This window comes from Roseiconus lacunae, from assembly GCF_008312935.1.
GTDB lineage: Bacteria > Planctomycetota > Planctomycetia > Pirellulales > Pirellulaceae > Stieleria > Stieleria lacunae.
The window spans coordinates 1-14,513 of the sequence record NZ_VSZO01000014.1; the positions used below are offsets into that span (position 1 = coordinate 1).

At 55.3% G+C, this 14,513-nt stretch carries 8 protein-coding genes; 4 read left to right on the forward strand and 4 right to left on the reverse strand.

Features of this window, described 5'->3' with window-relative positions:
* Window positions 1-88: 88 nt before the first annotated feature.
* Window positions 89-1,102, reverse strand: a complete 1,014-nt coding sequence (locus tag FYC48_RS18550; RefSeq protein ID WP_149498275.1) for a zinc-binding metallopeptidase family protein — start codon at window positions 1,100-1,102, stop codon at window positions 89-91.
* 729 nt (window positions 1,103-1,831) lie between these two features.
* Between FYC48_RS18550 and FYC48_RS18555 the strand changes: the two genes are divergently transcribed.
* The 4 genes from FYC48_RS18555 (at window position 1,832) to FYC48_RS18570 (ending at window position 9,002) form a co-directional block, all read left to right on the forward strand.
* Window positions 1,832-3,196, forward strand: coding sequence for a two-component system sensor histidine kinase NtrB (locus FYC48_RS18555; protein WP_149498276.1), 1,365 nt, complete (start codon window positions 1,832-1,834; stop codon window positions 3,194-3,196).
* A 131-nt stretch (window positions 3,197-3,327) separates the two neighbouring features.
* Window positions 3,328-3,720 carry a hypothetical protein gene (locus tag FYC48_RS18560; RefSeq protein WP_149498278.1) on the forward strand — a complete coding sequence of 131 codons (393 nt, stop codon included), beginning with the start codon at window positions 3,328-3,330 and terminating at the stop codon, window positions 3,718-3,720.
* Between the two features lie 541 nt (window positions 3,721-4,261).
* Window positions 4,262-7,153, forward strand: a complete 2,892-nt coding sequence (locus FYC48_RS18565; RefSeq protein ID WP_149498280.1) for a tetratricopeptide repeat protein — start codon at window positions 4,262-4,264, stop codon at window positions 7,151-7,153.
* The gene (locus FYC48_RS18570) at window positions 7,143-9,002 is read left to right on the forward strand and encodes a CRTAC1 family protein (RefSeq protein WP_149498282.1); all 1,860 of its coding nucleotides are present in this window, start codon (window positions 7,143-7,145) and stop codon (window positions 9,000-9,002) included. Before FYC48_RS18565 ends, FYC48_RS18570 begins: the two co-directional genes overlap by 11 nt.
* 6 nt (window positions 9,003-9,008) lie before the next feature.
* Here the strand turns inward: FYC48_RS18570 and FYC48_RS18575 are convergent, their stop codons facing one another.
* The 3 genes from FYC48_RS18575 to FYC48_RS18585 all read right to left on the reverse strand — a co-directional run bounded on the left by FYC48_RS18575 (window position 9,009) and on the right by FYC48_RS18585 (window position 14,477).
* Window positions 9,009-11,876, reverse strand: a complete 2,868-nt coding sequence (locus FYC48_RS18575; protein WP_149498284.1) for a hsp70 family protein — start codon at window positions 11,874-11,876, stop codon at window positions 9,009-9,011.
* A 115-nt stretch (window positions 11,877-11,991) separates the two neighbouring features.
* Window positions 11,992-13,866: an Hsp70 family protein gene (locus FYC48_RS18580; protein ID WP_149498285.1), complete on the reverse strand. Its 1,875-nt coding sequence runs from the start codon at window positions 13,864-13,866 to the stop codon at window positions 11,992-11,994.
* 77 nt (window positions 13,867-13,943) lie between these two features.
* Window positions 13,944-14,477 (reverse strand): DUF2760 domain-containing protein, encoded by a 534-nt coding sequence (locus tag FYC48_RS18585; protein WP_149498287.1) that lies wholly within the window; start codon window positions 14,475-14,477, stop codon window positions 13,944-13,946.
* Window positions 14,478-14,513: the final 36 nt, after the last annotated feature.

The following is a 14,513-nucleotide window of genomic DNA, read 5'->3' on the forward strand; positions in this document are numbered from 1 at the left end:
CCCTCCCCGGCCGTTTGCTCGTCCGACCCTCCCGCAAGCGGGAAGGTGTTATCCAGATGTTTAAACCCAAAGACTCGTGTTTGCCTGCTTAGCAACCAACCGAAGACGCGCTCTCGCGAGCCTGGTTGCTTTGTGCGAGCTGGTGAACGAACTGCATCTTTTCGATCACCGGTGGCGTAAATACCTCGGGCACCAAGTCGAGCAAACCGATGTCACGGTTGAGTTCATTGGCCATCACACCAATCCGTCGATAACGAACGATGAGCGCATCGAAGTCGGTTAAGTCGACATCGCCATCGGATTGAAAGTGATCGAACGTTCGCGCGATGGCAACCATGTCGAGATACGCGTTGAAGGTCTCGGCGAAATCTTCCCACGGATGCATGGTGCTGTATTCACTAACAAAGTTTTGTTGCCAGTCAGCCGGTGCGCCACGTTGGTAGTAAGCATCGCGTGCGTCGACGTAGCTCGGATCACGTTCGTCCCCGAACTGGTCACGAAACGCGTCTATGCAATTTGGTAACACACACTTTTGCCAAAAGTAGTGCCCCAGTTCGTGACGGAAGTGTCCGACAAGTGTTCGATGAGGTTCGCCAAATTGCACTCGTGTTCGCTCGCGGTGCACGCTGTCTGCCTCATTAAGATCCAATGTGATCACGCCATCGGCATGCCCGGTGGAAACGGGTTGCTTTTCCGGCGACTTGAAATCAAAAATCAATGCAGGCTCAAGGTCATCGACCAATGGCAATCCGATGCGATCGATGTCGTACAGGACGCGGTGCTTTGCCCGTTCGACCAAACGCCATTTTTGAAGGTGCCCTTCGATCGATAGGTCGGGGATCACTCGGTTAAGGTCACAGTAACGGCACAATGGTTTTTCATCGGAGGACGAATCTGCCAATACCGAACCATTGCAAACCCCATGTTCGGTCCGGTTATGACAGGGCACCAACGAGGCGTTGCAAGTCATGCATCTGTGTTGATCGTCAACCGCGGTGATCATCGCACACGAACCACATCGACAAACGGAACGACCACATCCGACGCACTGGTCACTATGGAAAAAAAGATCCGCCCCACAAACGCAACGAAACGTCTTCATCGCAATTCCTTTTTAAACTTTGTCTATAACGTGACTGTCCGCCCCGAAAGAATGGGAGCGGAATTCGCCAGCGGTCCGATCGGTCGTTCAAAATCGCGGAAAGCCTATTGGCCGTCTGCGAAGGTGTCGAGTCGAAGGTCTCGGCGACGATCAGAACGGCTTTCTCCGCTTTTCAAAATTGGACGCCGTACCTGAGCGGCGAGGTGGCTCTGTAGCAATTGTTGTGCCAAGTCGTAGCGAGCTGACTCCCTTTTTGACCCGGTCGATTCGTTAAGATGGCCGCTTAGAAAGACGGCCGCTTAGATGCCTCCTATCGAGTTGCTGTGGCCGATTGAGTGATCATTGCACCGTGAGTTTAACGTCAAATTCCCGATGGTTGGGGCAAACGCATCGGAAGATACGATTGTCTGTGACCGGAGTATCTTCGCTGCCGCTATCGCCGTGGCTCGTTCAGTACGATGGCGGCGATCCTGGGGCGGTTCGCAACCGACCACGGGTTCCGATCGTGGGAAGACAATTCGATGAAGGATGGGTTCATACGTCCTGTGGCAAAGAGGTCGCTCTTCTGGCGAAGGCGGGCAATGGGGGAGGGTGTGTTTCGGTTGGCTGTGACAAAAATAACGTTTTGTCTGTCATGTCAATTGGGCCGATCGCGGAGTAACCTGCGTCGCATCCGAACCTCGATGTTCGGTTCAGCATCGACCTTCGCGTTCCGTATGACCGACCGCCATGTTTGAGAACGATTCTCCTCGCAGTTCGAAACTCTGGCCTTGGGTCATTGGTGCCCTCGCCGTGCTTAGCCTAATCGGGTTGATTGTGACCAGCTGGATTTGGGCCGACTTTGGACGCGAGCAAGAAATCGTCAGCAAGATCACTCAACATCTTCCCAACAGCGATCTACCCGATGCAAAAGAACTCGCCGGCGAGCTACGGCTACAGTCTCGGTTGACGGCGCTGCTGATTCTAAATTTGTTCGTATCGGCGATCACACTGGCGCTGTTTGTTCGATCTTACTGGGTCAACATGCGGCAGTTGCGCAGCGTGCAAGTGCTGGCAACGGACATCCTGGCGAGTCTCGATCAGGCGGTGATCACGGTCGATTGCGGCGGAAAGATTCTAAGTGTGAATCCACGGGGAATTACCCTGCTGGGTTCGCAATTGCAGTCGGCGGACAAAACGCTCGCGAAACTTCATCCGCCCTACGATGCCCTCGACGAACTTCGCCGCAAAGTGCTGGCAACCCAGGAACCGATTCGAGAACACGAAGCGATTTTTGAAACTGGCAATCAAACGCTTTTTCTACGAACCGGTTGCAGTTTATTGCACGATCATCAAGACAATCAGATCGGTGTGGTCATCCACATCTTGGATGTTACTGAAAAGGCGTTAATCGAGCGACGGTTACGTCGCATGGAACGGTACATGGGCCTTGGGTCGCTGGCGGCGGGGCTTCAGCACGAGATCAAGAATCCGCTCGCCGCGTTGTCATTGCATGTCCAGTTGCTCGCCGAGTCACTCGAAGAACGCGAAACGGACGACAGCGGTGAGGAGGAATCGATCCAGGAAAGCCTCGATGTATTGCGGACCGAAGTTCGCCGGGTGACCAATGTATTGGAGAGCTTTCGTGAATTCGCATCCGTTGCGGAACTCCATCGTGTCGACGTCGATCTTGTCGAGACGGTTCACACGGTGGTGCGATTGACCGATCCTCAGGCGGCAGAAAGAGGCATCAAGATCCGCGTCCTCTCTTCGCGTGCACCGGTGGTGGTTTCGATCGATCAAGACCGCTTTGGGCAAGTCCTCCTGAACCTACTGTTGAACGCGTTCACGTCAATGAATCAAGGTGGCGAGGTGATCTTGGAAGTGGTCGAGCAACGAGACCGAACGACGATCCGGATCGCTGATCAAGGCTGTGGGATTCCGAAAGAGTTTCAGGACAAAGTCTTTGACCCCTATTTCACGACGCGTAGTGACGGAACCGGGATGGGGCTGGCGATTTCCGAGAAGATTGTCCGCCAACATGGGGGGAGGTTGGAATTCGAATCCGGAAGTGCCGGTACAACCTTCAGTATCGTGATCCCGAAGGACGCTTGATCGGTCGATTCGTCGCAACCGGTCCACGAATCCGGGCCAGTCGGCCCGCTTTTGATTGACAGTTGAGGGGGAACGCCCTAATCTGCTTTGGATCAAAGCGATACCGCTTTTCTACTCTTCTTGATCAAGTCATGGTCCGAGTATTTCACCTCCTGTTCGTCGTTTGCATTGCGACGGCTGTGTTGCAGACACAGTCGGTCCAGGCGAGCTGCGGTGATTGGCTCGACCACTCGGGAATCGTTCATTCGCGTTTGGGGGCTTCAGACGAACGCCCCATTGAATTCCCCAGCCCTGCGGATCTTCCGGCAAAGCCTTGCGATGGGCCGAGCTGTCACGGTGTGCCGTTGTCGCCAATGGCCGTTTCGATGACAGATTCGATCACCGTTCGAGACTACGAAACCGTTGCCGCAGTGCGACGAGATGATCATGGATTCCGCTGGCAGCGGCATGTGTTCTTCTACGACGAATTGCAGCTCGTGATTCCCGCCCATGCCGAGCGAATCGAACGTCCGCCACGTTCCTAGCGGAGTGTCTCGATTTGGTCTTGGGGTAGCAGTGTTCGCGAGAGCGTAAGAAATCATCGCTTCGTTGCGGCGGCCCCCCCCCAATCACAGATTAAGTGAGACCAGCGACTCCCCGCTTCGCACTGCTAGGTCTCTAGCATGGGATGCCAGTGCTTCGTTCCAGTTCATTCCAGGATTAGCCGAATGGCGTTAGCCACGGTTTCCGAGTAATAACCGGGGCGAACGCCCGTCGGGAATCGCCGATTTACTCTGCGTCGTTCGCTTTTTGTCATCGACCGCGAACTTGCAAAGCGTCGCAGAAGGCGTTGGTACTTCGTTTCAGAGAAACCGTAGGTGTGATTCATCAGCCGATGGGCATTCGTCCCGATCGCTGACGCACAACCGAGGTGAATCCTTCATTCAATTTGGAACGCAGTACTGCAAGCTGCCGAGAGTGACCGACTATTGCCGCCGGCTGATCACACAGGTCTGCCATGACTCGCCGACTTGATGGCCGAGTTTGCTTACTGCAATCGATCGCATCGTTAGGAACCACACCTCCATGACTACCGCTGCCGCCGAAGACGGCTCTAAGCCCGCCCCAAGGAAAAAGAAAAAGTACGTTCGCGCCGTCGGGCCGAAGCTGCGCAAGCTGCTGTACTTCATTTTCATTCTGTTCGCTTTGTTATTCGCCAACTCTGGTTACCTAGGGTTGATCACGTTTCTCGAATGGTTCACCGGCAAGACCTATCAGGACTTTTACTATCAATACATGTTCCTGGGGCATTTGTTCCTTGGATTCATCTTGATCTTGCCGGTGATCATTTTTGGCGTCATCCACCTTTGGAACTCGAAAGACCGGCGGAACCGACGCGCGGTACGCATTGGCTACGCGCTGTTCGTGATCAGTCTGCTGTTGCTGATCACCGGGATTTTATTGGTTCGGATTGCGGGGTTTGATCTCCGGCAACCGTTGGCGCGTCAAACGGTGTACTGGTTGCACGTTGCCTCACCGCTGCTATTGGTCTGGCTATATTGGCTTCATCGTTTGGCCGGTCCGCGAATCAAATGGAAGATCGGGATGCGTTTTGCCGGGGTGGCCGGTGCGGCGATCGCCTCGTTGGTGATCATGCAACTACAAGATCCGCGTGAATGGAATTCGATCGGTCCGGAATCGGGCGTGAAGTATTTCGAGCCCTCACTTGCCAGGACTTCGACTGGTGACTTCATCCCGGCAGACTCATTGATGAATGACGAGTACTGTCTGAAGTGCCATGCGGATATTCACAAGGATTGGAGCGACAGCGTTCACCGCTTTAGTTCCTTTAACAATCCGCCGTACTTTGCCAGTGTTAGTGAAACTCGCGAAGTCTCATTGAAACGTGACGGCAATGTCCAGGCATCGCGTTGGTGTGCAGGCTGTCATGACCCGGTGCCGTTCTTTTCCGGTGCGTTCGACGACCCGGAATTTGACATGCTCGATCACAAGACCGCCAAGGCGGGCATCACCTGTACGGTCTGTCATGCGATTACCCACGTCAACAGCGTCCGTGGGAATGCGGACTACACCATCGAAGAACCGTTGCACTATCCGTTTGCCAGTAGTGACAACCCGATCCTTCAGTGGGTCAACAACCAACTCGTCAAAGCAAAACCAACGTTTCATAAAAAGACGTTCATGAAACCGTTTCACAAAACGGCTGAATTTTGTTCGACGTGCCACAAAGTCCATTTGCCCGAAGCGCTCAACAAGTACAAAGAATTTCTACGCGGGCAGAACCATTATGATCCGTATCTATTCAGTGGAGTCTCTGGTCACGGGGCACGTAGTTTCTATTATCCCCCCAAAGCCGTCGACAATTGCAGCAAGTGTCACATGCCACTGGTCAAGTCGGACGACTTCGGGGCACAGATGTTTGACGATGCGACCGAGTTAAGCGTTCACAATCACCTGTTCCCGAGTGCGAACACGGGGATCGCTTGGCTGCGAGAGCGGGAGGACATTATCAAGGCTCACCAAGACTATTTGAAAGACACCATGCGTGTCGATATTTTCGGGATCCGGGAAGGCGGCGAAATCGATGGCAAGCTTGTCGCGCCGCTTCGCCCTCAGGTGCCGGAGTTGGTACCGGGCGAAAAGTACTTGCTGGAAACGGTGATTCGGACGTTGAAACTCGGCCACCTATTCACACAAGGCACCGTTGATTCGAATGAGGTCTGGCTCGATGTCACCGTGACTAGCGGAGACCGGGTGATCGGACGCAGCGGTGCGATGAATCCTGACAAGGCGAACGAGGTCGATCCTTGGTCACACTTTGTCAACGTATTCATGCTGGACAAAGATGGGAATCGGATCGATCGACGGAATCCGCAAAACATCTTCACCCCGCTGTACAACCACCAAATCCCACCGGGGGCCGGCCAGACGGTGCACTATGGGATCACGATTCCCGAAGACATCGACAGTCCGGTCACCGTCGAGTTAAAGCTGCAGTACCGAAAGTTTGATTCGCAGTACATGGATTTTGTCGCCAAGCAAAACGAACGTTTCGGAACCATCATTCGTGGCCACGAACCCGGCAAGGACTATATCAATGAGATGCCAGTCACGACGCTGGCTGTCGATTCGGTGACGTTCCCTGTCAAAGGCATCGAACAAATGGTTACCAATGAGGATCGTGACATCCCCGTTTGGCAACGTTGGAATGACTATGGGATTGGGTTGCTGCTCAAAGGCAAAGCCGAACTTCGACAAGCGGAAGAAGCGTTTAGCGAAGTCGAAGAACTTGGACGTTACGACGGGCCGATGAACTTAGCACGCGTATTCAATACCGAAGGTCGTCTCGATGATGCGGTCGATGCGCTCAAGCGAGCTGACAAATTTGGCGATACCGAAGGTTTTCCACGGTGGACGTACGCTTGGCTTTCCGGTTCGATCCAATCTCAGCAAGGCTACCTCGACAATGCCGAGCAAAGTTTGCGTAGCGTACTCGAAGACAGTAATGAAGAAATGCGAGAACGCGGCTTCGATTTCAGTTTGGATATCGAGGTGATCAATCTACTCGGTCGAACTCTGTTCGATTTAGGCAACGTTCGAGATCGTCAAGGGCGCGAGGACGAGAGTCGAGCTTACTTTGACAAAGCGATTGTTCGCTTCAAGAAGACACTGGAAATCGACCCCGAGAATGTGACCGCACATCACAACTTGCAATTGTTGTATGAAAAGATCGGCGACCGCGAGAATGCTGCCGAACATCGACGTTTGCACTTGCGTTACAAACCTGACGACAACGCAAAAGGGCGCGCGGTCCGATTGGCACGGCAAAAGTACCCCGCCGCCAATCATGCCGCCGAAGACGTCGTCATTTACTCGCTGCAGCGAGAAGAAGCCTTGAAGGAGACCGATGAGTCGAAAGCGATCGAAACGAAAACGGAGGCATCCGATGTCAACTAAAAAACAACCCGAATCGGATCATCTCTCGATCGACGAAGAGTCGCGTGACGACGCCGTGATCGGCAAGGCGTTTCGTGTTTCCTTCGCGGTAATCGCGGCGCTGGTCATTGTCGGTGGAACCGTGTTCGCCCTTTCGCGGCGGCGACCACCCCCGCCGCCGGTCAAAGAGACCGAGCTTGCCGAAGTCAAAACGCGTGAGCGACCGACCGTTCAGATGCCTCGAACTCCATTTTCCGATATCACCGCAAACGTCGGTATCGATTTTGTTCACAACAACGGTGCCACCGGAGCCAAATTATTGCCCGAAACGATGGGGGGTGGGGTAGCCGCATTTGACTACGACAACGACGGCGACCAAGACTTGCTATTTGTAAATTCCAGCGATTGGCCTTGGGACGAAACCAGCGACCGTCAAGCGACGTCGGCACTGTTCCGCAACGACGGCGGTTCGTTCACGAATGTCTCTGCGGACGCAGGACTTGATCTAAGCGATTACGCAATGGGCGTCGCGGTCGGCGATTTTGATAATGACTCTTGGGTCGACGTCTTCATCACCAGCCTCGGCAAGAACCATCTTTATCGCAACCTTGGGAACGGCAGTTTCGAAGAGATCACCGAATCAGCCGGTGTCGCCGGAGATGAGGATCGTTGGAGTAGCAGTGCCGGCTGGTTCGACTACGACAACGATGGTGACTTAGACCTGTTCGTTTGCAACTATTTGGAATGGAGTCGCGAATACGACCAATCGCAGAATTTTCAGTTGATCGGGGGTGGGCGAGCGTATGGTCGCCCACAGAATTTCCAAGGTACCTTTCCCTACTTGTATCGCAATGAAGGTGACGGGAAGTTCACCGACGTTTCGGAGAGTGCAGGTATCCAGATCCGCAACCCGGCGACCGGGGTGCCGCTGTCAAAGTCACTCGGGTTGGCGTTCTGCGATTTCAATCAAGACGGCGCGCTCGATGTGGTCATTGCGAACGACACCGTTCAAAACCTTCTGCTGCAAAACGACGGCAAAGGCAGTTTTACCGACATCGGGGCACTAAGTGGCATCGCGTTCGATTCCAGCGGGAACGCGCGTGGTGCGATGGGAATTGACATCGCTTCGTTCCGTGGCCCCAAGGCTCTCGCGGTTGCGATCGGAAACTTTTCTAATGAGATGACCGCCCTGTATGTTGCCAAAACCGGCACGATGCAGTTTTACGACGAAGCCGTCAGTACGGGATTGGGGCCGACGACTCGGCTGTTGCTTACTTTTGGTCTTTTCTACTTTGATTACGACCTTGACGGCCGGTCGGATTTGTTTTGTGCCAACGGTCACCTGGAAGAGGACATCAATCGGGTGCAACCGAGCCAACACTATGAACAACCGCCGCAATTGTTCTGGAATGCCGGACCACAATCGGACACCGAATTTGTCGCGGTCGGTGCGGAATTGGTCGGCAAAGACCTACTCAAACCGATGGTCGGCCGGGGAACGGCGTATGCAGATTTCGACAACGATGGTGACTTAGACATCGTCGTGACCGCAAGTGGCCGAAAACCGCGTTTGCTTCGCAACGATCAGCAGATCGATCATCATTGGTTGCGAATCAAACTGGTTGGCGATGGTGTCGAATGCAATCGCGATGCGATCGGGTCTTGGGTCGAACTCAACGTCGGCAATCGAACACTTCGCCAGCAAGTGATGCCGACGCGAAGTTACTTATCCCAAGTCGAACTGCCGGTCACCTTTGGCCTCGGGGCGGCGACTTCGGTCGATCAAGTCACCATCGTTTGGGCCGACGGCTATCGCCAAACGATCGACGACCTCGAAGTCGACAAAGCCCATACGATCGAGCGTCAATAGCGATCGTTAGACCTTACCAAGTCGAATGCCCAGCGGCAGCGAATCACCAAACACTGCGGATTGCTCTTCGCGTCCGAGTTGACCTCCTTGACGAAGGAGCGTGACGAAGTGCGGATCGCTTTCGCGCGAGACCAGATAGTCGGCCGCCGCTTCACGCGATTCGGCTGACAGGTCTCGGTAGCGGTCACCGGTGAACCGCCCCACTTGGGCGAGCGTGAGAGGCACTTCGTTTTCCGCGAGGTCCATCTCGATCAGGCGAGTGATCCAGTTTTCGGCCTTCGCGGTCGGAACGGTCGAATTAAGCGGCCCGTAGGCTGGCTGCCGTGAACCGATTCGACCGATCGCCCAAAGCAACCCCGATCGCAATCGTTCGTTCTTTTTCTTGCCCAATTCGACGAGGGCGATATCGCCAAGTTCGACTTTTTCGGCCACTTTAAGCCGTTCCAGTGAAGCGATTAAACGCCAAAATTCGTTGGCTTCGTGTGGTTCGATTCGGCGTGATTTGCTACGCAGGTTCGCTAGCATCGGCGCCGCCAGTTGTTCTTGTTGTCCGGCGGTCAGCCCACCGGCGATCCGCCGCCACAGGATCATCGATTCCGTTCGTGATTGTGAAGCCGGGAAGGCCAGCTTGCCATGCAGTTTTTTCCATGTCGATTGGACTCGCCAATCATCGACGGCGACGCCATAGCCAGGACGTAAGCAAAATCCGCTCATGTTCAACCAACGGGCTTCGTGAGCGGGGGATTGTCGTCGACCGTCGTCATGGTCGAGCAGGAATTGCCAAAGCTCGCGAATCAATGTCGGTGGCCAATGGTCACGTCCGGTGCCGATGATCGATTCGAGCTGTTTGATGATCTCGCGTGGCTTAATGGTCGGGTTGTTTCCGAAGGTATCTTTAATCGCTTGGGTGCAGGCCTCGACGGTTTCGACATCGATGACACCGGCGATTTCGCCCTCGCCGGAATGACTTTGGCGATCGGTCTCTAAGGTACTGCGAATATCAAACTCCAACTTCCATCGTTTGCCGCGTCCGGATTGATCGGCGTCGACACAGTACATACCGACCGTGCCAATTTCGCTTAGTTCCGATTCGATGAAGACCTCCAACAGCGAGTCAACACGACTTCGTCCCCGAACCAGCGCGGTGCAGATCGGTGGCAACGCAGTCATTTCCGATTCATCGATTGGGATCAACTCACCGGCTCGATCGGCCAGGCGAGTGCTACTGACCCACAGGGGAAACTGTACCGGCTGACCGATTTGTAGTTGCAGCGGATGATCGTCGGCACGAAATTGTTGGCCCGCCTCGGCATTACCGGGAATTAAACACAGGGCTTTGGGCGGATGATCACTGACTTGCATGTAGTAGGACCGCCCCAGGTTTGCGGCGATGCGGACACCTTCGCCGCGTCGCACCATCGCATAGTAAGCGGCACCGTGGGCGACAGCCAAATCCAATCGAGGTGATGCCAACACGGTCGGACGCCACTGGTCAAGATCGTCAGCATCGGTCGCAAACCAATGTTGCAGCAAATCGACGATGCGCGTTTGGATCGCACCGGCACTCATCACGCCACCGTTAAAGAGCACTAAATCCGGGCGATCGGCGGATTCTTGATCGTCGTCGTCCAAACCACTGCGGCGGTGCTCGGATAAGAATTCTGCGAGGTGCTTTGTAATCGCCGGGTCGGATGCGTACGGTAACCCAAATTCTTGAAACCCGCTTTGTCCGGCGAGCGGTCGATCGGCTAGCTTGGCATTCGGAAAGAAACCATCCAGCAGGACGGCATCGACTTCTTCGCGAGTCAATTCAACTTGGATGGCTCCGGCAAGCAACTTCGCGCCTTCGGCGGCAACACTCAGTGTCATCGACTTGGGACGTTGTTGAGCCAACATCGTTTCTTTGACCGCCCGGGCCGATTGGACCATTCGGTCCCACTGCGTCGACGAGAGCGTCGTTTCGGGGTTCTGTTTGGTAAACGTTTGCTCGGCTAACTTGGCGACCGCCAAGTCCATGTTGTCTCCACCAAGAATTAGGTGTCGACCGACGGCGACCCGGTGAAACTGAACTTGGTCGGCGGATTCACCCGCTGGCTGGACTCGGATCAACGTCAAGTCTGTCGTCCCGCCACCGATATCGCAAACCAAGATCAACTGACCGGGACGAACCATGTCCGCCCATTCGTTTCGATGCCGATCGATCCAGGCATAGAAGGCTGCTTGCGGTTCTTCGATCAAATAGACGCGTCGCAAACCGGCGAGCTTGGCCGCTTGAATCGTCAGTTCACGCGCGACTTCGTCAAACGATGCCGGTAGCGTGATCACGATATCCTGGTCCTTAAGCGGATCATCGGGATGGTCGTGGTCCCAGGCATGACGCAAGTGTTTTAGGTACTCCGCCGAAGCTTCCAGGGGCGACATGCGTTGTACGTCGGGATCGCCATGCCAGGGAAGAAAGTCGGCACTACGATCGACACCGTCATGCGAAAGCCAACTCTTCGCCGAACTGATGCGGCGTCCCGGATGACGCGCCCCGGCTTCACGAGCGAGGACACCCACACAACCGGGAGTCGATTTTTTTGACTGACGCTGCTCGCTCGACCACGGCAGTCCCGAATCGAGCGCCGACGATTCCGATGCCGTCAGTTGGTAGTGAAACGAAGGCAGCGTTTCGCGTCGTTCGATTTGACCTAAGTCGACCCATTGAGGGATCGTAAACGTTTCGACCTGCCAATCGGACTGGTCGGTATCAACAAAACAGAACGCACAATTTGTAGTGCCTAGATCGATCCCGACGACGTATCGCGATTTTACTGAATCGGGATCTTGGTGGTCCTGTTGCGTGTCGTTAGATCGATCGGGAGACGCTGGCATGAATAAACGATGGTGAAACGGATGAACCGAAATCCGTTCGTGGAAACGTCTTTCGTTGCTATGTTTTCGAGATTAGCCGCATAGGGTTTGCCACGGCTGAGCTGATTCACTGGGGCTAACGGCCGTCGGCTGATGGATCTTTGGGTTCACGCACGTTGAATTCCATCTTCCACTGTTCGTCGGTTCGCGTCGAATGGCACCAGAGTTCGAACATTCCAAGCTCTGTCACCCGACTAACAAAACGCACCGGAACGAAGGGATCTTTGGTGCCTTCGTCACTGGATTGCCGAGGTAGCGTCAGTTCGATCGGTTCGCTCTCGACCAACTCATCGGGCAGCCAGCGATCGAGCTGCGCCCCAACGGCGTCATCGCCACGCTTCGCCGAAGCGAAGAATCGGAATCTGGCGGGGGTTCCGACGATCAAGCCGACTTCGTTGCCGGGGACTTCCGATTCGGTCCCTTCTTCCATTCCCTGGGGAGCGACACAGAGCGCCCGAAGTGGTCGCGGGGCTCCGGGAATCGCCAGTCCTGCCGTTTCGATTCCGATGTAGTACGACTTTGCGGTACCGCCACGGATCCGAATTCCGCCGGTCTGCTTCGTCCAACCATAATACGCGGCGCCCAACGCGACGGCTGAATCCAGTTCCTCGTGACCACCCAACACTTTCGGTTCGCTCGAACACCAGTCACTGATCGATTCTCGCATGCGATCCCGTAGGGCTTCGCCGCGGAACACTCCCCCATTGAACAACAGGTGCGTCGGCCCGATGAAATCTTCGGTGGGGACGTCGCCACCGGCGTTTGGCTGAGCCTGGCGAATTGTTTCCGCTTGATCAGACAAGAACGCGGCGACTTGTTTAGTAATCGCGGGGTCGGCTTCGTAGGGCAGGCCAATGTCCTGAAACCCGGATGCCGCGTTTCGCTCCGGTCGGACATCTGACCTGCACTTCGGAAAGAAGCCTTCGACGATGACTTCACGGGTACGGTCGGCGGTCAGGGGTGTCGAAATCGTTCCGCCAATCAACGAACTTCCTCGGCCGAGAACGGAGATCGTTTTTTCGTTCGGGCCGTCGCTTGCGAGCAAGCTTTCTTTGGCTTCACGACACGCGTGCCAAAGTGAAACGCTTTGCCAAGGATCTAGCGAATGACCTTGTTCTTGAAGATCGGTGGCGACTTGATGCGCGAGAGCCAAGTCCATATTGTCACCGCCGAGCAGCAGGTGATTGCCGACCGCCAGACGTTGAAGGCTGAGTTCGCCGCCCTCTTCCTGAACCGCGACAAGCGTCAAGTCTGTCGTGCCGCCGCCGACATCAACAACCAGTAGCAAGTCGCCGGCGGTCAGTTCACCACGCCAAGTTTCTGATTGTGAAGCGAGCCAGCTATAGACGGCCGCTTGCGGTTCTTCCAGTAGTACGAAGTCGTCAGGTAAGCCGGCTTCGATCGCCGCCTGGCGGGTCAATTCGCGTGCCGCGGGGTCAAATGAAGCGGGGACCGTCAGCACGACTTGTTGATGTTTCAGCGGGGCGTCGGCGTGACTTTCGTTCCAAGCGGCGACCAGATGTGCCAGAAATTTCTGTGTGCAATCGAACGCCGATACCTTGGGGACTTCCGGCGGTGATTGCCATGGCAAAACCGGTTCGGTTCGTCCGATACTTCCATGGCATAGCCAACTCTTGGCGGCGACGACGACACGTTGTGGGTTCTCGGCCGCTTGTTGTCGCGCGTACACTCCCGCGATTCCGCTCGCCGGGTCAGAGGTCAGTGAGTGCTGGAGTGAATCGATTTCGCCGCCTCGCGGGAGATACAAAAACGAAGGCAGCGCCGATCGCGTTTCGACTTGCCCCGGGCCGACCAATTGAGGGATCGGCAGGAGTTGCAACTCGGGCGGCGGTTGTTGCTTTGCCGAAGCATTATCCTGCGGGAGTTCGGAAAAGGCGACGACGGAGTTCGTCGTGCCGAGGTCGATTCCAACACAAAAGCGGGGAGCCATCGATATGTCTTTGTGGATCAAAAAGTTTGGGGCGGATTGGCCTGCCGGCGGCGACGCGATCTAGGAGCGTGGCGCGGTCAATTGCGCTGCACTTGTGCCGGTGCGATGATGTTTGCATCCGCATCGGCGCCGGACCAACTCGGCAATTCAACCTTGCTTGCTTGCCATCCGTGGTGAACCAGTTTGGCAGAGTCAGCCTCGCCTTCGCCGATCCATTGGTAACGCATCGGGGAGGGGGAAGGCCCGACCGTCACCGTTTCTCCTTCGCCCGCTTCGACCAGCGGTTTGATTCCCAGCAGACGGTCGAGGACGCCGGCGCACTGTTTCAAACACGGGCGGGCGGCGGCACCAACCTGGGCATCGGCGTACTGATCTAAATCTTCGTGAATCAGATCGACAAGTCGTGCTTCGCGTTGCAGTGCGGCGAGCAACGTTAGCGCCGAATCCCGTTTCGGGGGCGGTTGGACGACCGGCTGAGGCGACGATTCGGGTTGCTTGGGGGCATCAATCGCCTTGACGTTCGTTCCCTGCATCGCCGCTTGGATCGCATTTGACTTGTCTTTGTTGCCGATTGCGGCAAAAAACGCTTTTAATGCAACTGAAAAGCTCATCAAGTTGTCCAGGGTTTAACGTCACAAAATGTCTTT